The sequence below is a fragment of the Bradyrhizobium sp. NC92 genome, from assembly GCF_025200865.1.
Classification (GTDB): Bacteria; Pseudomonadota; Alphaproteobacteria; order Rhizobiales; family Xanthobacteraceae; genus Bradyrhizobium.
Window position 1 is genome coordinate 3,087,483 of the sequence record NZ_CP104171.1, and the last position, 21,262, is coordinate 3,108,744.

The following is a 21,262-nucleotide window of genomic DNA, read 5'->3' on the forward strand; positions in this document are numbered from 1 at the left end:
ATGCGGATTCTGCGGGCAGCATTGGCGGTCGTGCTGATAGCATCGTGCATCGCCTCCGCGCGTGCCCAGTCGATCAATCCCGGCGCGATCCAGCAGGACATTGACCGGCAGCGCCGGCAGCTCGAGCAGCAGAGCGCGCCGCCCAAGCTCACCGGGCCCGCAGTGATCGGCGGCGAGCGGGAGAAGTCCCAGCTCCTCAAGCCGGGTGGGCCGAAGTTCCGGCTGCGCAAGGTCACGTTCGACGAGTCCAAGTTCATCACGCCGGCGGAGCTCGACGAGATCGCGAAGAAATATGTCGGCAAGGATGTCGACATCGCCGCGCTGCTGCAGCTCGTCGCCGACATCAATGCCATCTATGTCGCGCGCGGCATCGTCACGGGCATCGCGACGCTGCCGGAGCAGGACGCCAAGGGCGGCATCGTCCGCGTCAAGCTGACCGAGGGCCGGCTCCAGAAGACGACCGTCGAGGGTAACAAGCAGACCCGCACCGATTTCATCCTCGATCGCGTGAAGGAGCCCGAAGGCGAGGTGCTCGACGTTCCCAAGCTCAACCGCGACGTGATCTGGTTCAACCGGACCAACGACGTGCAGATCAAGGCGCTGCTGCAGCCCGGCTCGAGCTTCGGCTTGACCGACCTCCAGTTCGCGGTGATCGAGCCGCCGGTCGACACCTGGCAGCTCTTCGTCGACAATCAGGGCGTGGAGAACACCGGGCGCTGGGAAGGCGGCACCTTCTACAAGCGACACGGCCTGTTCGGTGTCGACGACCGCCTGACCTTCTATGGCGTCCGCTCCGACGGCAATCTCAACGGCAATGTCGCCTACAGCATTCCCTTCAATCCCTGGGGCGGGCGTGTCGGCGTCAGCTACACCGAAGGCAAGATCAAGATCATCCAGGGGCCGTTCGTCGCGCTCGACGTCACCGGACGCTCGAGCCAGGCGTCGGTCAATCTCAGCCAGCCGGTCTGGGTGACCCAGGACTGGCTGGTGCTGCTCAACGCCGCCTTGACCGAGGGCAAGACCGTCAGCCGCTTTGCCACCGTCGCCGTCACCGACGATCATTACGACAAGACCACGGCGGGCGTCTCGGTGACCAAGTCCGGCAATACCTATTCGATCACGGTCTCGCCGGCGGTGAACTACATCGCGTGGCATGACTATGTGCTCGGCAACAACCGCGCGTTCAACACCTATACCGGCTCGCTGATCGCGACCAGCGCCGCGGGGCCCGCGAACTTCAGCGCCAACGTGCTGGCGAGCTGGCAGTACACGCAGGAGAAGCTGCTGCCGGGCGATCAGATTTTTTCGATCGGCGGTCCGACCACCGTGCGTGGCTATCCCTCCAGCGCGGCGTCCGGCGACAGCGGCTATTATTTCAACGCCGAGCTGCACTACAACTGGTCGCAATGGTTGAGGGGTTTCGACACCTACGTCTTCACCGACTGGGGGGCGGTGTATTCGACCTTCCCCGGCGTCACCGAAATGGCCTCGGTCGGCGTCGGCTTCTCCTGGACCTACGCGCCGTTCATGACCTTCGAGGCCAATTACGCGACGCCGCTGAAGATGGCGGTCTCGACCCAGAACCATTACGAGGCCTATGGCCGCGTCATCTTCCGGCCGCTGCTGATGTTCCAGAAGCCGGAAAGCCCCGCGCCGGTGGCGGCGGTGGCCGGCAGGAGCAAGTCGTAGCGGCGGCCTGACGCTTTTTCCCCGTCATTGCGAGCCACACTCTCTCACCACCGTCATTGCGAGGAGCCCTTGCGACGAAGCAATCCAGCCCCTTTCTGCGGAGAGATTCTGGATTGATTCGCTTCCCTCGCAATGACGGAGGATGGATCGACTGCTGGTCTCTGCCCGGGGCGCGATCCGCTTAGCGCAGCAGCGTAAACTCCTCCGCGCCGCGCCGGTGCTCCCATTTCGCCTGCTCCAGCTCGGGCTGGTCACATTCGGCTTCCGGATAGCCGACACAGAGATAGGCGATGAATTTCCAGGTTTCAGGCACATCGAGGATGGCGTGAATGCGATCCGGATTGAGGATCGAGACCCAGCCGATGCCGATGCTCTCGGCGCGGGCGGCGAGCCACATCGCGGTGATGGCGGCGACCACGGAATATTCGGTCGTCTCCGGCATGGTCGCGCGCCCGAGGCCGTGGCCGATGTCGCTGGCCTTGTCGGCAAACACGGCGAGGTGGCCGGGGGCCTGTTCAAGGCCCGACAGTTTCAGCGTGGCGTAGCGGGCCGCGCGTTCGCCGGAATAGCAATTCAGCGCGTCGGTGTTGCACGCCTTGAAATCATCGGTGACCGCCCGGCGCCGCGTGGCATCGTTGACGACGACGAAGCGCCAGGGCTGGCTGAGGCCGACCGATGGTGAGAGGCAGGCTGTCTCGATCAGGCGATCGATCGCCCCCCCCGGCAATGGATCGCTGCGGAAGCGGCGCACGTCGCGGCGCCACACGAACAGCTCGCGCAAGTGCTGGCGGAAGGTATCGTCGAACTCGACCATGAGGTCATCGCCCCATCTGGAAGGACGCGGCCACCAGCAGGATCAGGATCTCGCCCGTCTGCTCGAACGCGCCGAGAATGTCGCCGGTCTGCCCGCCGATCTGGCGGATGGCAAGCCGCGCCAGCATCAGGCCGGCCAGCGACAGCAGGATCAGGCCGACCAGCGCCTTGCCCGGCCCCAACGCCAGGGCAAGCGCGAGCGTTCCAAGCGCGAAGGCGATCGCCACGCTGCGGCCGGGCGGTGCCCCGGCGCCGGCCGATAAACCGTCAGGCCGCGCCGGCGGCACCAGCAACATGAAGGCGGGCACGCCGGCGCGGGCAGCAACGTGCGCCGCGCACAATGCGAGCGTGACGGCCCATGGATTTGCGATCGTGGCAAGCGCGCTCCAGCGCAGACCGAACGACAGGATCAGTGCGCAGACACCATAGGTCCCGATCCGGCTGTCGCGCATGATCTCGAGCTTGCGCTCGCGCGTGCGGCCGCCGCCAAGTCCGTCAGCGGTGTCGGCAAGTCCGTCCTCGTGCAGCGCGCCGGTGATGAGAGCGGTCGTGGCCAGCACGAGCAAAGCGGCAAGGCTCGGCGTCAGTCCGAGGCGAATGGCGATCTTGTAAGTGAGGGCGCCGGCGAGGCCGACCAGCAGTCCCGCGACCGGCAGCGCCCAGGTCGCGCGCGCGATCGCGCCGTCACCGGCGGGCTTCGAAGATGCCACCGGGAGGATCGTCACGAACGATGTCGCCATCCTGAGATCGGCCAAGATGTCTTTGAGCAGCTCGGCGCGCGGGATCATTTCAGCTTCATCGGCAGGCCGGCGACGACGAACTCGACCTCGTCGGCGACACCGGCAATGATCTGGTTCATGATCCCGGCGGCATCGCGGAAGCTGCGCGCCAGCGCATTGTCGGGCACGATGCCGAGGCCGACCTCGTTGGTGACGAGGACGACCGGGCTCTTGAGATTGAAGAGGGTCGCGGCAAGCGCGTTCACCTCGTGCTCCCAGTTGCGCCCGGCATGCATCAGGTTGGAAAGCCAGAGTGTCAGGCAATCCACCAGCCTTGCGCCGCCGCCATCGGTTGCGCGCAGCGCGGGCACGAGATCGAGCGGCACCTCGCGCTCGATCCAATCGGTTCCGCGGCGCGCGCGGTGTCTTGCAATGCGTTCCTGCATTTCGCCGTCGAGCGCCTCGGCCGTCGCGATGTAGACGGGCTGGCCGGCAAAGCTGCGCGCGCGCGCTTCCGCCCGGGTGCTCTTGCCCGATCGCGCCCCGCCGGTGATCAGAATGACGGCCATGAAGGTCTCCTGCGATGAGCACTAATCATCAAACGCGGCCAAAGACAAAGCCGAAATCAGGCGGCGAGGGGCTTGCGCTCGGCCGCCGTCTTGCGCAACAGGGGCGGGACAGGAGACCGATGTGGACTTTGCGGGCGCGATGGTGGTGGCGATGGCGGTGGATGCCCTTCTGGGCTGGCCGGCATGGCTGTTCGCGCGGATCGGCCATCCCGTCACCTGGCTCGGCCGGCTGATTGCTGCCATCGACACCGCCTGGAATCGCGCGTCCGATCCGCCGGCATTGCGTCGAGCCGCCGGCGTCGCCGGCGCGCTTGCGGTGATCGCGCTCTCCGCTGCGCTCGGTTGGGCGCTTCAAGCGCTGTTGCCTTCGGGCTGGATCCAGATCGTGCTGATTGGCATCATGGCCTGGCCATTGGTCGCGCTGCGCTCGCTGCATGATCATGTGGCTGCCGTCGCCACGCCCTTGCTGGCCGGCGATGTCGCCGCCGCGCGCGATGCCGTCTCACGCATCGTCGGCCGTGATCCCGCAGCGCTTGATGAAGCCGGCATCGCGCGCGCGGCGATCGAGAGCCTTGCCGAAAACGCCTCCGACGGCATCGTCGCGCCGGTTTTCTGGGGCGCGCTATTCGGCTTGCCCGGGATCCTCGGCTACAAGGCCATCAACACGCTGGACTCCATGATCGGTCACCGCAGTGAACGGCATGAAGCCTTCGGCTGGGCGGCGGCGTGCATCGACGATGTCGCCAATTTCATTCCAGCGCGGCTGACCGGATTCCTCTTCGTGCTGCTGGCGCCGCAGCGGTCGGAGGCGCTGGCGTGCATGACGCGCGATGCGCGCCGTCATCGCTCGCCGAATGCCGGCTGGCCGGAAGCGGCCATGGCGGGCGGACTCGGTGTGCGGCTCAGCGGTCCCCGCATCTATCACGGCAGTCCGACCGACGAGCCCTGGCTGAACGAAGGTGCGCGCGATCCGCGCGCCGCCGACATCGCGGAGGCGCTGACCGTCTACCGTCGTGCCATGTCGCTGGTCGCAGGCCTGCTTGCGATCCTGGCCTTCGCGTGAAAGAACGGGGCATGCGTGAGCACGGCGGAAATCTGGACCTGGCCCAGCAGCGTTTTGGCGGACGCGCGGAGGATTGGATCGACCTGTCGACGGGCATCAACCGCTTGCCATATCCCGTGGGCGAGGTGAGCGCGCGCGCGTGGAGCGCGCTGCCCTCGCGTGCCGAGATCGAGGCCCTGCATCGGGCCGGCCAGCAGGCCTATCGCACGAGCGCCCCGGTCGTTGCGATGGGCGGTGCACAGGCCGCCATCCAATTGCTGCCGCAGCTTGCGGTGCCAGGGCGCGCGCGCATCCTTGCACCGACCTACAACGAATATGCCGGCGTCCTGTCGGCCGCGGGCTGGGATGTCCAGGAGGCTGCGGAGCTCGATGCGCTCGCGGGTGCGGACCTCGCCATCGTGGTCAATCCCAACAATCCCGACGGTCGACGTCATGCGCCGAAGGACTTGCTGGCATTGCTCCGGCGCGTCGGCCACCTCGTCATCGACGAGAGCTTTGCCGATGCCGATCCGCAATTGTCGCTTGCGCCCGACGCGGATCGGCCGGGACTATTGGTGCTGCGGTCCTTTGGAAAGTTTTATGGGTTGGCCGGCCTGCGGCTCGGCTTCGCACTTGGTGATGCCGCCGATATCGACAGGCTTGCCGCGATGTCGGGCCCATGGCCTGTTTCAGGCGCGGCGATCGAAATCGGCTGCCGAGCCTTGCGCGATAAGGCCTGGGCCGAGGCGACGTCGGCGCGGCTCGCGCGCGACTGTCGTCGTCTCGACGCGATGGCGCATTCGCAAGGCTGGCGGCTGATCGGCGGCACACCGCTGTTCCGCTTGTACGAAACGCCTGACGCGCAGACCGCGCAAGAGAGGCTCGCGCGCGCCCACATCTGGTCCCGTGTCTTCGCGCAACAGCCCACATGGCTGCGCCTCGGGCTTCCCGGCAGGGAAGCCGAATGGACGCGCCTGGCCGAGGCCCTAGCGCGCTAGCGCGAGCAGGCCTTCGACGTCGAGATGGACTTCGATGTGATCGGCCAGCGCCTCGAGCGCGCTTTCGACCCGGTCGTGATAGGGTTCCTCGCCTGCGGGAATGTCGAGCTTGGCGAGGTATGCCTTGCGGAAATCATCCGACGTGAACAGGCCGTGCAGATAGCTTCCCTGCACGCGTCCGTCGCGCGAGATGGCGCCTTCGGGCTCGCCGCCCAGCTTCGCGAAGGGGCGGGCGCGATCCGGGCCGTCGGTGCGGCCGATGTGAATCTCGTAGGCCTGGATCGGCTGATCCGTCGCGGCGTGCACGGCCGCAACGCGCGTGAGGGTTTTTTGCGGGCTCATCACCGTCTCGACATCGAGAAGCCCGAGGCCCGGCGTGTCGCCCGCAGGTCCCTCGATGCCCTCGGGATCGGCGACGCTGCGGCCCAGCATCTGATAGCCACCGCAGAGGCCGAGCACATGGCCGCCCCTGCGGTGATGCGCGAGGAGATCGATGTCCCAGCCTTGCGCGCGCAGGAAGGCGAGGTCGCCGCGGGTGGATTTGGAACCGGGGATGATAACGAGGCGCACGTCGCCCGGGATTGCTTCGCCTGGGCGCACCATTACGAGATCGACGCCCGGTTCGAGCTTGAGAGGATCGAGATCGTCAAAATTGGCGATCCGCGACAGTGCGAGACAGGCGATCTTGCATTGACCGGGCTTGCGTGCGTCGCGCAGGCCGAGCGCATCCTCGGCCGGCAGCTCGCCGGCACGCGCGAACCAGGGCAGCACGCCAAGACCGCGCCATGCGGTCTTTTGCTCGATCAGCCTGTAACCGTCGTCGAACAGCGTGGGGTCGCCGCGGAACTTGTTGATGACGAAGCCGGAGATCATCGCGGCGTCGTCGGGATCGATCACCGTCTTGATGCCCACCAGTTGGGCAATGACCCCGCCGCGATCGATGTCGCCCACCAGCACGACCGGCACATCCGCCTTGCGGGCAAAGCCCATATTGGCGATGTCGGACTTGCGCAAATTCACCTCGGCCGGACTGCCGGCGCCCTCGACCAGCACCAGATCGGCCCGCGCCTTCAGCCGTTCAAAGCTCGCCAGCACCGCGCCCATCAGCGACGGCTTCATCGCCGCGTATTCGCGCGCGCGTGCGGTCGCGATGCGCTTGCCATGGACCACGACTTGCGCGCCGACATCGGTCTCGGGCTTGAGCAGCACCGGGTTCATGTCGGTGTGCGGCTCGACACCTGCGGCGAGCGCCTGCAATGCCTGGGCGCGGCCAATCTCGCCGCCATCGACGGTGACGGCGGCGTTGTTCGACATGTTCTGCGGCTTGAACGGCAGCACCCGCAGACCACGGCGCGTGAAGGCGCGCGCGAGGCCGGCGACGATGAGCGACTTGCCCACGTCCGAGCCGGCCCCCTGGATCATCAATGCGCGTGCCATCGTGCCTTCAGAACTCGACGCCGGCCTGCGCCTTGATGCCGGAACGGAACGGATGCTTGACCAGCGTCATCTCGGTGACGAGGTCGGCGATCTCGATCAGCTCGTCCTTGGCGTTGCGCCCGGTGAGCACGACATGCGTCATCGGCGGCTTCTGCGTCGTCAGGAACTCCACCACCTCGGCGATGTCGAGATAGTCGTAGCGGAGCGCGATGTTGATCTCGTCGAGCACGACCATACGCAAGTTCGCGTCAAGGATCAGCTCCTTGGCTTTCTCCCAGCCGGCGCGTGCGGCGGCGATGTCGCGGGCACGGTCCTGCGTCTCCCAGGTAAAACCTTCGCCCATGGCGTGGAACTGGCAGAGATCGCCGAAATGGCCGGTGAGCAGGCGCCGTTCGCCGGTATCCCAGGCGCCCTTGATGAATTGCACCACCGCGCAAGGGAAGCCATGCGCGACGCAGCGGACGATCATGCCGAAGGCCGAGGAGGATTTTCCCTTGCCCGCGCCGGTATGGACGATGATCAGGCCCTTTTCGCCGCTCTTGGTCGCCATGATCTTGTCGCGGGCGGCCTTCTTCTTCGCCATTTTCTGGGCGTGCCTGATGTCGGTATCCTCGGCTGATTGGGTATCCGGTTCAGACGTCATGGGACCCGGTCCTTCGGCTTGACAAGTGGCGGCCACCGGCAAATGGTGGCCCGGCGTTGGTTCCTGTCCTATGACAGGCGAAGAGGGAATGCGATAGGGTCCGAATCGGCAAGATTTGGATCCAAACTGCAGCCGCCCCCGCGACCGTGACCGGAGAGATGCCCGAAGCCACTGATTCCTTTTGGAATCGGGAAGGCGGGGATCGAAGGGCCAAAACCCTGCTCCGCAAGCCGGGAGACCTGCCAGCGCGGACGAGTTTTGGACCGGCGGACGGGGTGTTCCGCGACGGGGAAGCGGGCCTTCAGGAGAATGGTCCGTGCGCCTCATCGCCTCCCGCTGTTATCTGGAAGAGGCGATGACCGTCACACTTCATGTCTGCATCACCTGCCGCGCCGGCCAGACGCTGGGCGAGGGCGAGACGACGCCCGGCAAGCGCCTGCACGGCGCGATCCTCGAGGCCGGCGTGCCGGAGGGCGTCAACGTGGTTCCCGTCGAATGCCTGTCGGCCTGCAGCCAGGGCTGCTCGGTCGCGCTCAGCGCGCCCGGCCGCTGGTCCTATGTCTATGGCCGCCTGTCCGATGCGAATGCGCAGGACGTGGTCGCAGGCGCCGCTGCCTACGCGGCCGCGCCCGATGGCATCGTGCCCTGGCGCAGCCGACCCGAAATCTTCCGCAAGCAGTCGCTTGCCCGCATTCCCCCCATTGCCGTCGTGCCGGAGGCCGCTGAATGAACTCGCTCGCAAAAGTCCCGGTTACGGTGGTCACCGGTTTCCTCGGCTCCGGCAAGACGACGCTGATCCAGCATCTGCTCAGCAATGCCGGCGGCAAGAAGCTCGCAGTGCTCGTCAACGAGTTCGGCAGCGAGGGCGTCGACGGCGAGATCCTGAAATCCTGCGCCGATGCGAACTGCCCGGAGGAGAACATCGTCGAGCTCGCCAATGGCTGCATCTGCTGCACGGTGGCCGATGATTTCATTCCGACGATGGAGCAATTGCTGGCGCGGCCGGTGCGGCCCGATCACATCCTGATCGAGACCTCCGGCCTGGCATTGCCGAAGCCGCTCTTGAAGGCGTTCGACTGGCCGGAGATCCGCTCGCGCATCACGGTCGACGGCGTGATTGCGCTGGCCGACGCCGAGGCTGTCGCGGCCGGCCGCTTCGCGCCGGATCCGGCTGCGGTCGAAGCGCAGCGCGCGGCGGACGAAAATCTCGATCACGAGACGCCGCTGTCGGAGGTGTTCGAGGATCAGATCGCCTGTGCCGACATCGTGCTGCTGACCAAGGCCGACCTTGCGGGCACCGCGGGCATCGAAGCCGCAAAGGCGGCGATCACCGCCGAGATGTCGCGCCGCGTGCCGATGCTGCCGGTCACAGACGGCGCGATCGATGCGCGCGTCATTCTCGGGCTCGGTGCGGCGGCCGAGAACGATCTCGCCGCGCGCCCCTCGCATCATGACGGCGAGGAAGAGCACGAGCATGATGATTTCGCCTCCGTCGTGATCGACCTTCCGGAGGTGGCGGATATCGAGGCGCTGGTCGCATCGGTGCAGAAGCTGGCGCGCGAGCAGAACGTGCTGCGGGCCAAGGGCTACATCGCGGTCGCGGGCAAGCCGATGCGCCTGTTGCTGCAGGCGGTCGGTGAGCGCGTGCGCCACCAGTTCGACAAGCCATGGGGCGCGGGTCACAGGCAGTCCAAGCTCGTCGTGATCGGCGAGCACGGCGATATCGACGAGTCCGCCATCAAGGCAGGATTGGGAGTCTGATGCACGTCGTCTTCCGCGAGAGCCGCGGTCTCGAGGAGACCGCGACGCCAAGAGACATCGGCCAGGACCCGGCCGATCTCGTGGTGCTCTCGTATTCGGATTCCGACCTTGCCGCGTTTGCGGCCGGCTGGCGGCGCGGCCGAGGCAGCCTGCCGTCGCTGCGGCTCGCCAATCTCGCCGAGCTGCGTCATCCGCTGTCGGTCGACACCTATATCGAGCGCACGCTGTCGCAGGCGCGCGGCATATTGGTGCGCCTGATCGGCGGGGAATCCTATTGGGCGTACGGGCTTGCGGCGCTCCAGCAACTCGCGAAGGAGCATAACATCGTGCTCGCCGCGCTGCCGGCGGACGGCCGCGACGACACGCGGTTGGATGCGTACTCGACCCTGCCGGTCTCGACGCTGCGTCGGCTCAAGGTGCTCTGCGACACCGGCGGTCCGGTCGCCGCGCAAGCCGCGATCGCGCAGCTCGCGCTCGCCTCGGGGCTCTACGCCGGACCTGTCATTGGCGAGATGACCGTGCCCGATATGGGATTCTATGATCCCGCGCGCGGCGTCATTGCCGCGCCGTCGGGCGGCGAGGGGAAGCCGCACGCGCTCGTGACGTTCTATCGCTCCTATGTCACGGCCGCCGATACCGGGCCGGTCGACGCCTTGATTGCCGCGCTGCGCGAGAAAGGATTTGACGCCTACGGCGTGTTCGTCACCTCGCTGAAGGCGCCAGGCGTTGCCGACTGGCTGCGCGCGCATCTGGCGCAACATCCTGCGGCGGCGATCGTCAATGCGACGGCGTTTTCGGCCTTGGGCGATGACGGCACGACGCCATTCGATGCCGCGTCCTGTCCGGTGTTCCAGGTCGCGCTCTCGACGGCGCGGCGCGAGGATTGGGCGGAATCGCTGCGCGGCCTGTCGCCCGGCGATCTGGCAATGCATGTGGTCCTGCCCGAAGTCGACGGCCGCCTGTTCGCGGGCGTGGTGAGCTTCAAATCGGCGGCAGAGCGCGATCCCGATCTGCAGTTCTTGCATCTGGCGCACAGGCCCGACGAAGAGCGCGTCAACGCCGTTGCCGCGCGCGTTGCGGCTTGGCGGCGCCTCGCGGAGAAGCCGATCAGTGAGAAGCGGTTGGCGGTCGTGCTTTCGAACTATCCGGGCCGGCCGCACCAGATCGCGCACGCCGTTGGTCTCGATGCGCTGGCGTCGGTCGAGGCGTTTATTTCCGATGTCGCGGAGCTCGGCTTCGACGTTGCGCCGGTGGATGCGCTCGGCGAGAGACTGTTGAAGCAGAGCTTGAATTGGAGCGTCGCGGATTATCGGGCGGCGCTCTCGTGTCTCCCGCAATCCTTGCAGGACGATCTTGCGCGCGCCTGGGGCGCGCCGGATGACGATCCGAGCTGCCGCGATGGCGTATTCCATTTCGCCGGCATCGCGTGCGGCCGGTCAATCATCGCGGTCCAGCCCGAGCGCGGCGATGCGGCCTCGCGCGATGCCGACTATCACGATCTCGCCCGCACGCCGCGCCACGCCTATGTCGCGTTCTATCTCTGGCTCAGGCAGCAGGGCTGCGATGCCGTCGTGCATGTGGGCGCACATGGCACGCTGGAATGGCTGCCGGGTAAATCCGTGGCGCTGTCGCAAGCGTGCTGGCCGGAAGCGCTGATCGGCGATCTCCCCGTCGTCTATCCCTTCATCGTCAACGATCCCGGCGAGGCCGCGCAGGCCAAGCGGCGCATCGGCGCGGTCACGATCGGCCATCTGCCGCCGCCACTTGAGACATCCGCGGCGCCGGAAGCTTTGCGCCGGCTCGAACGGCTGCTCGACGAATATTCGACCGCCGATGGTCTCGATCCCGCCCGCCGCCAGCGGTTGATCGCGGCGATCCGCGACGAGGCCCGTTCGGCGGGCCTCGAAGAGGATCTCGGCCTGGATGCATCGGCCGCGCCGGCCGAAGCGATTCCGCGGATCGATCGCTTCGTTTGCGACCTCAAGGAGAGCCAGTTCGGCGACGGCCTGCACGTGTTCGGCCGCGGCGCCTGCGGCGAAGCGGAGCGGGATGCGTTGCGTGCCGCGCTCGCCGGACAGCGCGTTGCACCGGGACCATCGGGCTCGCCCTATCGGGGGCGACAGGACGTGCTGCCGACGGGGCGCAATCTCTTCGCCGTCGACCCGCGCGCGGTGCCGACGCCGTCGGCGCATGCGCAAGGCATCAAGCTTGCTGAAGAGCTGCTGCGTCGTCACTTGCAGGATCACGGCGACTGGCCGAAAGGGCTCGTGGTCGACCTCTGGGGCTCGGCGACGATGCGTACCGCCGGTGAGCAGTTTGCGATGGCGCTGCATCTGGCCGGCCTTGCGCCGCGCTGGGATCATGCGTCCGGCCGCGTCACCGGCTACGACATCATCGCGCCGGCCGAGCTCTGCCGTCCGCGCATCGACGTCACGCTGCGCGTATCCGGCCTGTTCCGCGATGTCTTCGCGGGTCTGGCGCAATTGTTCGAAGCCGCCTCCGAAGCGCTTGCGTCGCGAGAAGAGGAGGGTGAGGAGAATCCGTATCGCCACCGCGCGTCCCGCGTGTTCGCGCCGCGGCCCGGACAATACGGCGTCGGGCTCTCGGCTATCCCGGATGCGTTCACGCCGGAGACGCGCGAGGCCGCCGGCGAAGCCTGGCTGTCGGCGTCGTCCTGGGCGTTCTCTGCCGATGGCGCGATGCAGCCGGATCGCGCAGGTATCGAACAGCGTCTCACGTCCGCCGACGCTTTTGTCCATGTCCAGGACTTGCCCGAAACCGATCTGCTGCTCGCCGCCGATTATGCCGCGCATGAGGCAGGTGTCGCTGCGGCAGCCGCGCATCTCGGCGCAGGCGCGCCGTCGCTCTATCACCTCGATGCGACACGGCCCGGCGAGCCGCATGCGCGCACGCTGACGGAGGAGATCTCACGGGTCGTCCGGGCACGCGCGGCCAATCCGGCCTGGATCGCCGGCATGATGCGCCATGGCTTTCGCGGCGCCGCCGAGATCACCGCGACGCTGGAGCACATGGCGGCGTTCGCGCATCTCGCTGGCGCCGTGCCGCCGCATCTGTTCGACCTCTATTACGACGCGACACTCGGCAACGACGACGTCCGCGCCTTCATGGCGCACGAAAATCCGGCGGCGCTCGCCGCAATGGAAAACTGCTTCACGCACCTGCACGAAGCCTCGCTCTGGCGAACCCGCCGCAATTCGATTGCAGCGGCGCTAAAGGAGGCGTCATGAGCGCGGCCACAGTCAAGGGCTGGTGTCCCGGCGCGCTGCGCCCGATGCAATCGGGCGACGGGCTCGTGGTGCGCGTGCGTCCGTTCGGCGGGCGCCTTGAAGCGCCGCAAATCTCCGGGCTTGCGGAACTCGCCGAGCGCTTCGGCAATGGTCTGGTCGACGTCACGAGCCGGGCCAATCTGCAGATCAGGGGTGTCAAAGAGGACGGCCATCGGCCGTTGCTCGACGGTCTTGCGCGACTGGCACTGCTAGATCCCGACGCCGACATCGAAGCCAGGCGCAACGTCCTGGTGACGCCGTTCTGGAGCAGCGGCGACGAAACACAGTCGCTTGCGGCGGAGCTCGAGGAGGCGCTTGTCCATTCCGGCCTTGCGCTTCCCACCAAGTTCGGCTTCGCCATCGATGACGGACGGTCGCGCGTTCTCGCCGGGGATTCCGCCGACATCCGCATCGAGCGCGACCGCTCGGGCGGTCTCCTCGTGCGGGCCGACGGCGCCAAGCTCGGCCGCTCCGTCGATCGCGGCCAGGCTGTGAGCGCGGCGCTGGCGCTCGCAAGCTGGTTCATCATCTCCGGCGGTGCGAAGGACGGGCGCGGGCGCATGGCAGCCCACGTCGCATCCGGTGCCGTGTTGCCTCAATCGTTGCGCGGCGAGACCGAGCCGGCCCCCGTGATGGCCGCGGTGCGGCCCGGGCCCTATCCGCAAGGCGCGATGGTCGGTGTCGCGTTCGGGCAGATGCTGCACGCGACACTTCATCAATTCTCTGCCTGCGGCCATGCGCTGCGCATGACCCCCTGGCGGATGGTGCTCAGTGAGGGCAAGCGCGAGATGCCGAGCGGGGCGGGGCTCATCACCGAGCCCTATGACCCGGCGCTGCGCGTCATCGCCTGCAGCGGCGCGCCGCGCTGCCGCGAAGCCCATGCCGATACGCGCGCGCTGGCAGCAGCGCTGGCGCCGCGCATCGCCGCCGATGCGCGGCTGCACGTCTCCGGCTGCGGCAAGGGCTGCGCCCATTCCGGCGCGGCTGCGGTCACGCTGATTGCGACGCGTGCCGGGTTCGATCTCGTGCGCGACGGCTCGACCCGCGACGCGCCGATCCTGCGCGGGCTGAACGGCGCCGACATCGTCAGGGATCCCTCCATCCTGGTCGGAGGGAACTGATGCCGCACACCTACGAGACCGATGGCGCGGCGATCTACCGGCAATCTTTTGCGACCATCCGGGCCGAGGCCGATCTTGCGCGCTTCACGCCGGACGAGGAGCAGGTCGTGGTGCGGATGATCCATGCCGCCGGCATGGTCGGTCTGGAAGCGTATATCCGCTTCACGCCTGACATGGCGACTGCCGCGCGCGCGGCTTTGCAGAAGGGCGCGCCGATCCTGTGCGACGCGCGCATGGTCTCCGAAGGCATTACGCGCGCAAGACTTCCCGCCGCTAATGCCGTGATCTGCACGCTCGGCGATCCCGCCGTGCACGCGCTGGCCTTGTCCATGCGCAACACGCGCTCGGCCGCGGCGCTGGAACTATGGCGACCGTATCTTAACGGCGCGATCGTCGCGATCGGCAATGCGCCGACCGCGCTGTTTCATCTGCTCAACATGCTGGAGGATCGCGACTGTCCGCGGCCGGCAGCGATCATCGGCTGTCCTGTCGGCTTCGTCGGCGCGGCCGAGTCCAAGGCCGCGCTGATGGCCGATCCGCCGGCGCCGGCGCTGACCGTCGACGGCCGCCTCGGCGGCTCCGCCATCACGGTTGCTGCCGTGAACGCGCTTGCGAGCCGGAGCGAATAGAGATGGGACGCATCATCTGCTGCGGTCTCGGCCCCGGTGATCCCGACTTGATGAGCGTGCGTGCCGATCGCACGGTGCGTGGCGCCAGCCACGTCGCCTATTTCCGCAAGAAGGGCAGGCCGGGTCAGGCGCGGCGCATCGTCGAGGGCATGCTGGCGGGCGGCGTCACCGAATATCCGATGGAGTATCCGGTCACGACGGAGATCGCCTTCGACAGCCCCGAATATGTCCAGCTGCTCGCTGGCTTCTACGACGAATGGGCCGAGCGCCTGGCGCGGCTGTCGCGCGCCGTCGACGTCGTCGTGCTCTGCGAGGGCGATCCATATTTCTATGGATCGTTCATGCATCTGCACACGCGCCTGCAGGGCCGCGTCGAGATCGAGGTGATCGCCGGCATTCCCGGGATGGTCGGTTGCTGGAACGGGGTCGGCCAGCCGATTGCGCTCGGTGACGACGTCACGACGGTGCTGATGGGGACGCTCCCCGAGGCCGAGCTCGAACGGCGCATGCGCGATTCCGATGCGCTGGTCGTCATGAAGACCGGCCGCAATCTCGCAAAAGTGCGCCGCGCGCTCGTATCCGCCGGGCGGCTGGATGATGCCTGGCTGGTCGAGCGCGGCACTATGCCGGGCGAGCGGGTGGCGCGGCTCGCCGAGATCGATGCGGCCGATTGTCCCTATTTCGCGATCGTGCTCGTGCACGGCAAGGGCCGGCATCTGGACGCCGCCGAATGACAGGCACGCTCACCATCGCGGGCCTCGGGCCGGGCAGCGACGCGTTGGTGACGCCCGAGGTCACGGCCGCGCTCGCGACGGCGACCGATATTCTGGGTTATGCGCCCTATGTTTCGCGCGTGCCGCCGCGGCCTGGGCTCACCCTGCATCCCTCCGACAATCGCGAAGAGCTGCAACGTGCGAGCGAAGCCCTGCGGCTTGCCGCCGAAGGCGGGCAGGTCGTGGTCGTCTCCTCCGGCGATCCCGGCGTGTTCGCGATGGCCTCGGCCGTGTTCGAGGCGCTCGAACGGGCGCCGCAATGGCGGGATCTGCCGATCCGGGTGCTGCCGGGCGTCACCGCGATGCTGGCGGCGGCGGCACGCGCCGGCGCGCCGCTCGGCCATGATTTCTGCGCGATCAACCTTTCCGACAACCTCAAGCCCTGGGCGGTGATCGAGAAACGCCTGCGCCTTGCGGCGGAAGCCGATTTTGCCATCGCGATGTACAATCCGCGCTCGGCAAGCCGGCCGGAAGGATTCGGCCGGGCGCTGGCAGTGCTTCGCGAGGCGGGCTGCGGCGAGCGTCTCGTGATCTTCGCGCGCGCGATCAGTGCGGCTGACGAGAAGATCGTGACCGTTACGCTGAAAGAGGCGCGGCCCGAGATGGCCGACATGCGCACGCTGGTGATCGTCGGCAATTCGCAGACACGCCGTGTCGGCCGCTGGGTCTATGCGCCGAGGCGGGCAGAATGACCGAGCCATTGCATCACGTCACTGACGCGCTCGGCCCGTCGGCGCTCGGGCAGCTCTGGTCGCGAGATCATGATTACGGGAAGGCCGAGCCCGCGGGCCGCATCGATCTTGGCGCGCGCGCCGTCGCCGCCGGAATTGCGGGCGACGATCCAGCCGATGCCGCGTGTGCGCAGCATGTTCAGCTCGCCGTCGAAGGTGAACGGGCCGCGCGACACGATCACATCGGCCGCGAAGGGCAGGGGCGCGTCGGGCGGATCGACGAAGCGCAGCGTGTAGGCGTGCTGCGGCTTCGTCGCGAATGGCGCAATGTGCTGGCGGCCGATGGCGAGGAACACGTTTGCAGCGGCGTCAGGCAGCGCGGCGACGGCAGCGTTGACATCCGCCACCTCGATCCAGGTGTCGGCGGGTGCCTTGATCCAGGGCGCGCGCTCCAGGGCAAGCAACGGCGTGCCGGTTTCCGCGCACGCCTCGACGGCGTTGCGACTCATTTCTGCGGCGAAGGGATGCGTCGCATCGATCACATGGGTGATGCCTTCGCGGCGGATGTAGTCGGCCAGCCCGCTCACGCCACCAAAACCGCCGATGCGGGTCGGCAGCGGTTGATCGGCCGGCGCGCGGGTGCGGCCGCCATAGGAATAGACGGCGTCGATGCCGGCGCGCGCGATCTCCGCGGCGAGCAGGCTCGCATCGGCCGTTCCGCCCAGAACGAGGGCGCGAATCATGAGTGAACCCTGGCTGACCATCATCGGTATCGGCGAAGATGGCCTTGCCGGGCTGTCGGAGGCAAGCCGAAAGGCGCTTGCCAAGGCCGAAACCGTGTTCGGCGGCGAGCGCCATCTCGCGCTTGCCGAGGTTGGCAGCCGCGGCCGGCCGTGGCCGGTGCCGTTCGATGCGAATGTCGTGCTGAGCTGCCGCGGCCGACCGACGGTGGTGCTCGCCTCCGGCGATCCGTTCTGGCACGGCGCCGGCGCTACTCTCGCCGAGAAGCTCAATGCCAATGAGTGGATCGCGCACCCCGCGCCATCGACCTTCTCCCTCGCCGCGGCGCGGTTGGGCTGGCGGCTCGAATCCGCCGTTTGCCTCGGCCTTCATGCCGCGCCGTTCGAACGGCTTGTACCCCATCTGGCGGATGGCGCGCGGATCATCTGTCTCGTGCGAGACGGCAAGGCCGCCGTTGATCTCGCGAGATGGCTGACGGAGCGCGGATGGGGTGTTTCGCTATTCTGGACCCTCGCCGCGCTTGGCGGACCCCATGAAAAGGTGCGCAAGTTTCACGCGGAGACCTATACGCGCGTTTCCGCCGAAAGCCTCGTTGCTGTCGCGCTGGAGGCAAGAGGGGCGAACGGTCTCTCTCGCAGTTCGGGACTACCAGATGTTCTCTTTGCTCACGACGGTCAGATCACCAAGCGGCCGATGCGCGCCTTGGCGCTCTCGGCACTCGGTCCATGCCCTGGCAGGAGGTTGTGGGACATCGGTGCGGGCTCGGGGTCGATCTCGGTAGAATGGGCATTGGGGGGCGGGTCAGCGATTGCCGTCGAAGCGCGCGAGGATCGCGCCGCCAACATCCGCAGCAATGCGGAAGCGTTCGGGGTGGAACACAAGATCACGGTTGTTGCGGGCACCGCGCCCGACGCGCTCGCTCCGCTGGACCGGCCGGATGCTGTGTTCGTCGGGGGCGGCTTCGATATCGCGATGTTCGAAGCTGTCTGGTCGCGGATTACGCCCGGCACGCGGTTCGTCGCCCATGCCGTGACGTTGGAGACGGAAGCGCTGCTCGGCCAGCTGCATCAACAGCATGGCGGCGAGTTGATGCGGGTCGAGATCGCGCATGCCGCTCCGCTCGGCCGTTACCGCGCGTGGGAGGCGACGCGGCCAGTGGTGCAATGGAGTACGGTCCGATGAAGGTCGCCGGACTCGGATTCAAGAAAAATGTGACGCTGGCCTCGTTACGGGAGGCGCTTGTTGCGGCCGGCGGTCCCGACGGTCTCGCGGCCGTGGCAACCGTCGGCGACAAGGCCGATGCAGAGGCGCTGCAGCAGCTCGCGCGGGAGTGTGGCGTTCCGATCAAGGCTGTCTCGGCCGACGCGTTGGCCGGTATTGATACGCCGACGCAGTCGCAGCGGATCACCGAAGGGTTCGGCACGGGATCGGTCGCCGAGGCCGTGGCGCTCGCCGCGGTCGGACCTCGTGCCCGTCTGATCGCGACGCGCGTGGTCTCGCAGGATCGCACCGCGACCGCCGCGATTGCCGAAGGAGACGGCCCATGACGGTGCATTTCATCGGCGCCGGCCCGGGCGCGCCTGACTTGCTGACCTTGCGCGGCCGCGATCTGATCGCGGCCTGTCCGGTCTGCCTCTATGCCGGCTCGCTGGTGCCGGAGGGCGTGCTGGCGCATTGCCCGCCGGGAGCGCGCATCGTCAACACCGCGCCCATGTCGCTCGACGAGATCATCGCGGAGATCGCCGCCGCGCATGCGGACGGCCAAGACGTCGCGCGGCTGCATTCCGGCGATCTCTCGATCTGGTCCGCGATGGGCGAGCAGCTCCGCCGTTTGCGCGCGCTTGGGATTCCCTTCACAGTGACACCCGGCGTTCCCTCATTCTCGGCTGCCGCAGCGGCACTGGAAACCGAGCTGACGCTGCCCGGTCTTGCTCAGACGGTCGTGCTGACGCGCACGCCAGGTCGAGCCAGCGCGATGCCCGAAGGCGAGAAGCTCGCCGCGTTCGCTGCGACCGGCGCGGTGCTCGCGATTCACCTGTCGATCCATCTGCTCGACCAGGTCGTCGCCGAGCTGACGCCGCATTACGGCGCGGATTGCCCGGTCGCGATCGTCTGGCGCGCGAGCTGGCCGGAGCAGCGCATCGTGCGCGCGACGCTGGCAACGCTCGATGCGGCCGTGGGCAGCGAGATGGAGCGCACCGCGCTGATCCTGATCGGCAAGACGCTTGGCGCTGCGGATTTCGACGAGAGCCGCCTCTATGCCGCCGACTACGACCGCCGCTATCGCCCGGTCGGTGCCGAGCCGCGCTTTCCGGAGGCGTCGTGATGCCGGCTGCGCTCGTCATCTCCGCGCCGGCCTCCGGCGTCGGCAAGACCACGCTGACGCTGGCGCTCGCCCGCGCCTGGCGCCATCGCGGACTGAACGTGCAGTGCTTCAAGAGCGGGCCAGACTATATCGATCCCGCCTTCCACGCCGCCGCTACGGGACGCGCCTCTGTCAACGTCGATAGCTGGGCGATGGATCGAACGACGATCGCGCATCTCGTCAGCCGCGGCACGGACGCCGACATTGTCCTCGCCGAAGGCTCGATGGGCCTGTTCGACGGCGTCGCCGCACGCGGCGTCTCCGGCACCGGAGCGACCGCTGACATTGCGGAGATGCTGGGCTGGCCGGTGGTTCTTGTGATCGATCCCTCCGGCCAGGCGCAGACCGCGGCAGCGATCGCCACAGGCCTTCGCGATTACCGCGCCGGCGTGCGCCTCGCGGGCGTCGTGCTCAACCGCGTCGCCAGCCCGCGCCACGAGGATCTGGTGCGGCGCGCGCTGAACGAGGCCGGCATCACCGTGTTCGGCGCGCTGCCGCGCCATGCCGAGATCAGCCTGCCGAAGCGGCATCTCGGCCTCGTGCAGGCCGAGGAGCAGGCCGAGATCGGCAAGCTGATCGACGAGGCCGCGCGCTTCGTTGCCGAGCACGTCGATCTCGATGCGGTGCTCAACTCGGCGGGCAAATGGTCGCCGCAAGCTGCGGCGAACGATATGAGCGTAACGCCGCCCGGCCAGCGCATCGCGCTGGCCCGCGATGCGGCATTCTCCTTCGTCTATCCGCACATGCTGGAAGCCTGGCGCGCGGCGGGCGCCGAGATCGTGCCGTTCTCGCCGCTGGCCGACGAAGCGCCCGATGCGAGCGCCGACGTGTGCTGGCTGCCAGGCGGCTATCCCGAGCTGCATGCCGGAAAGATCGCGGCCAATGCGCGCTTTCGCAGCTCCTTGCGCGCTTTCGCCGAGACACGGCCCGTGCATGGCGAATGCGGAGGCTATATGGTGCTGGGCACAGGCCTCACCGACGCCGACGGTATCAGCCATGAGTTGACGGGGCTGCTCGGCCTGGAGACCAGCTTTGCCAAGCGCCGCATGCATCTCGGCTATCGTCTGGCCGAACTCGCCGCGCCGATGCCGGGGCATCGGCCGGGTGCGCGCCTGCGCGGCCACGAGTTCCACTATTCGACCATCCTCACCCAGCCCGATACGCCGCTCGCGGTCGTGCACGACGCCACCGGCACAGTCATTGCAGAGACCGGCTCGCGCCGTGGCCATGCCACCGGCACGTTCTTCCATCTGATCGCGGAGGACCGGTGAGCGGTTTTGTCTCTTTCGTCTCCGCCGGCCCCGGCGACCCCGAGCTCCTCACGGTGAAGGGCGCCGCGCGGCTGCGCGAGGCCGATGTCGTGCTCTATGACGACCTTGCCTCCGGCGCGATCCTCGATCTCGCCCGGCCCGGTGCCAATCTCGTCGCGGTGGGAAAGCGGGCCGGGCGTCCTTCGACCAAGCAGCACCACGTCAACCGTCTCCTGGTCGACTACGCCGCAACCGGCGCGCGCGTGGTGCGCCTCAAGTCCGGCGATGCCGGCATTTTCGGCCGGCTCGAGGAGGAGCTGGAAACACTGCGCGAAGCCGGCATCGGCTACGAGATCGTTCCCGGCGTCACATCCGCTTGTGTCGCCGCCGCCGAGGCCGGCATTCCCTTGACCCGGCGGCATACCTCCCGCCGGGTGCAGTTCATCACCGGTGCTGATGTCACCGGCGAGTTGCCGCCCAATTTGAATTGGGCCGCGCTGGCTGATCCCGAGGCCACGACCGTGGTCTATATGGGCCGGCGCACCTTTCCGGCGCTTGCCGCAAAATTGATCGCGCACGGTCTCGCCCCCAGCACCCCGGCGCTGTTCGCCGAATCTCTCGGGCGTCCCGACGAACGGCTGGTCCGTACCACGATTGCCGAGCTTGCCGAGCAGCTTGGCCGCGGCGGCGCCGCTTCCACCGCCGCCGTGATCCTGTTCGGCGCGCTGGCGGGAGAATATCCGGCATGACGGCT

Annotated in this window: 21 protein-coding genes and 1 riboswitch; of the genes, 15 read left to right on the top strand and 6 right to left on the bottom strand. The window is 67.7% G+C overall.

The window, feature by feature from the left end; all coding sequences use genetic code 11:
- A complete protein-coding gene (locus N2602_RS14295; RefSeq protein WP_260383655.1) occupies positions 1 to 1,689 on the top strand; it encodes a ShlB/FhaC/HecB family hemolysin secretion/activation protein in 1,689 nt (562 codons plus the stop codon).
- A gap of 181 nt (positions 1,690 to 1,870) precedes the next feature.
- Here N2602_RS14295 and bluB read toward each other — a convergent pair whose 3' ends face one another.
- Genes bluB through cobU form a run of 3 tightly spaced genes read right to left on the bottom strand, consistent with a single transcriptional unit; the run spans position 1,871 to position 3,790 of the window.
- Positions 1,871 to 2,503 (bottom strand): 5,6-dimethylbenzimidazole synthase, encoded by a 633-nt coding sequence (gene bluB / locus N2602_RS14300; protein WP_260383018.1) that lies wholly within the window; start codon positions 2,501 to 2,503, stop codon positions 1,871 to 1,873.
- A gap of 4 nt (positions 2,504 to 2,507) precedes the next feature.
- On the bottom strand, positions 2,508 to 3,290 hold the full coding sequence (gene cobS, locus N2602_RS14305; RefSeq protein ID WP_260383019.1) for an adenosylcobinamide-GDP ribazoletransferase: 783 nt from the start codon (positions 3,288 to 3,290) through the stop codon (positions 2,508 to 2,510).
- Complete coding sequence (cobU, locus tag N2602_RS14310) at positions 3,287 to 3,790, bottom strand: bifunctional adenosylcobinamide kinase/adenosylcobinamide-phosphate guanylyltransferase (protein WP_212256817.1); 504 nt, start codon at positions 3,788 to 3,790, stop codon at positions 3,287 to 3,289. The genes cobS and cobU overlap by 4 nt, the downstream gene beginning before the upstream one ends.
- 121 nt (positions 3,791 to 3,911) lie before the next feature.
- Here cobU and cbiB point away from each other — a divergent pair, with 121 nt between their 5' ends.
- On the top strand, positions 3,912 to 4,853 hold the full coding sequence (gene cbiB, locus N2602_RS14315; protein ID WP_260383020.1) for an adenosylcobinamide-phosphate synthase CbiB: 942 nt from the start codon (positions 3,912 to 3,914) through the stop codon (positions 4,851 to 4,853).
- Positions 4,854 to 4,864: 11 nt separating this feature from the next.
- Positions 4,865 to 5,830: a threonine-phosphate decarboxylase CobD gene (gene cobD, locus N2602_RS14320; RefSeq protein ID WP_260383021.1), complete on the top strand. Its 966-nt coding sequence runs from the start codon at positions 4,865 to 4,867 to the stop codon at positions 5,828 to 5,830.
- Here the strand turns inward: cobD and N2602_RS14325 are convergent.
- Together N2602_RS14325 and cobO are read right to left on the bottom strand one after the other, a co-directional pair.
- Positions 5,819 to 7,267: a cobyric acid synthase gene (locus tag N2602_RS14325; RefSeq protein WP_260383022.1), complete on the bottom strand. Its 1,449-nt coding sequence runs from the start codon at positions 7,265 to 7,267 to the stop codon at positions 5,819 to 5,821. The two genes, cobD and N2602_RS14325, sit on opposite strands and share 12 nt — an antisense overlap.
- A gap of 7 nt (positions 7,268 to 7,274) precedes the next feature.
- A complete protein-coding gene (cobO, locus tag N2602_RS14330) occupies positions 7,275 to 7,910 on the bottom strand; it encodes a cob(I)yrinic acid a,c-diamide adenosyltransferase (protein WP_260383023.1) in 636 nt (211 codons plus the stop codon).
- A 40-nt stretch (positions 7,911 to 7,950) separates the two neighbouring features.
- Positions 7,951 to 8,172, top strand: a riboswitch (cobalamin riboswitch).
- Positions 8,173 to 8,265: 93 nt separating this feature from the next.
- Here cobO and N2602_RS14335 point away from each other — a divergent pair.
- From N2602_RS14335 to cobJ, 7 genes are read left to right on the top strand one after another with little or no spacing between them, the layout of a single operon-like run.
- Entirely contained in the window at positions 8,266 to 8,640 is a 375-nt protein-coding gene (locus N2602_RS14335) for a DUF1636 domain-containing protein (RefSeq protein ID WP_260383024.1), read from the top strand.
- A complete protein-coding gene (cobW, locus tag N2602_RS14340; RefSeq protein WP_260383025.1) occupies positions 8,637 to 9,671 on the top strand; it encodes a cobalamin biosynthesis protein CobW in 1,035 nt (344 codons plus the stop codon). Before N2602_RS14335 ends, cobW begins: the two co-directional genes overlap by 4 nt.
- Positions 9,671 to 12,919 carry a cobaltochelatase subunit CobN gene (cobN, locus tag N2602_RS14345; RefSeq protein ID WP_260383026.1) on the top strand — a complete coding sequence of 1,083 codons (3,249 nt, stop codon included), beginning with the start codon at positions 9,671 to 9,673 and terminating at the stop codon, positions 12,917 to 12,919. The genes cobW and cobN overlap by 1 nt, the downstream gene beginning before the upstream one ends.
- A complete protein-coding gene (cobG, locus tag N2602_RS14350; RefSeq protein ID WP_260383027.1) occupies positions 12,916 to 14,079 on the top strand; it encodes a precorrin-3B synthase in 1,164 nt (387 codons plus the stop codon). Before cobN ends, cobG begins: the two co-directional genes overlap by 4 nt.
- On the top strand, positions 14,079 to 14,708 hold the full coding sequence (locus N2602_RS14355) for a precorrin-8X methylmutase (RefSeq protein WP_260383028.1): 630 nt from the start codon (positions 14,079 to 14,081) through the stop codon (positions 14,706 to 14,708). The genes cobG and N2602_RS14355 overlap by 1 nt, the downstream gene beginning before the upstream one ends.
- 2 nt (positions 14,709 to 14,710) lie before the next feature.
- Positions 14,711 to 15,442 (top strand): precorrin-2 C(20)-methyltransferase, encoded by a 732-nt coding sequence (locus N2602_RS14360; RefSeq protein ID WP_260383029.1) that lies wholly within the window; start codon positions 14,711 to 14,713, stop codon positions 15,440 to 15,442.
- On the top strand, positions 15,439 to 16,173 hold the full coding sequence (cobJ, locus tag N2602_RS14365) for a precorrin-3B C(17)-methyltransferase (RefSeq protein ID WP_260383030.1): 735 nt from the start codon (positions 15,439 to 15,441) through the stop codon (positions 16,171 to 16,173). Before N2602_RS14360 ends, cobJ begins: the two co-directional genes overlap by 4 nt.
- On the opposite strand, the gene N2602_RS14370 is transcribed toward cobJ, so the two are convergent.
- Positions 16,149 to 16,895, bottom strand: a complete 747-nt coding sequence (locus N2602_RS14370) for a cobalt-precorrin-6A reductase (RefSeq protein WP_260383031.1) — start codon at positions 16,893 to 16,895, stop codon at positions 16,149 to 16,151. The two genes, cobJ and N2602_RS14370, sit on opposite strands and share 25 nt — an antisense overlap.
- Here N2602_RS14370 and cbiE point away from each other — a divergent pair.
- Genes cbiE through cobA form a run of 5 tightly spaced genes read left to right on the top strand, consistent with a single transcriptional unit; the run spans position 16,894 to position 21,257 of the window.
- Positions 16,894 to 18,075 carry a precorrin-6y C5,15-methyltransferase (decarboxylating) subunit CbiE gene (gene cbiE, locus N2602_RS14375; RefSeq protein ID WP_260383032.1) on the top strand — a complete coding sequence of 394 codons (1,182 nt, stop codon included), beginning with the start codon at positions 16,894 to 16,896 and terminating at the stop codon, positions 18,073 to 18,075. The two genes, N2602_RS14370 and cbiE, sit on opposite strands and share 2 nt — an antisense overlap.
- Positions 18,072 to 18,440, top strand: coding sequence for a cobalamin biosynthesis protein (locus N2602_RS14380; protein WP_260383033.1), 369 nt, complete (start codon positions 18,072 to 18,074; stop codon positions 18,438 to 18,440). The genes cbiE and N2602_RS14380 overlap by 4 nt, the downstream gene beginning before the upstream one ends.
- Positions 18,437 to 19,219, top strand: a complete 783-nt coding sequence (gene cobM / locus N2602_RS14385; protein ID WP_260383034.1) for a precorrin-4 C(11)-methyltransferase — start codon at positions 18,437 to 18,439, stop codon at positions 19,217 to 19,219. Before N2602_RS14380 ends, cobM begins: the two co-directional genes overlap by 4 nt.
- Entirely contained in the window at positions 19,219 to 20,529 is a 1,311-nt protein-coding gene (locus N2602_RS14390; protein ID WP_260383035.1) for a cobyrinate a,c-diamide synthase, read from the top strand. The genes cobM and N2602_RS14390 overlap by 1 nt, the downstream gene beginning before the upstream one ends.
- Positions 20,526 to 21,257 (top strand): uroporphyrinogen-III C-methyltransferase, encoded by a 732-nt coding sequence (gene cobA, locus N2602_RS14395; protein WP_172784384.1) that lies wholly within the window; start codon positions 20,526 to 20,528, stop codon positions 21,255 to 21,257. Before N2602_RS14390 ends, cobA begins: the two co-directional genes overlap by 4 nt.
- Positions 21,258 to 21,262 lie beyond the last annotated feature (5 nt).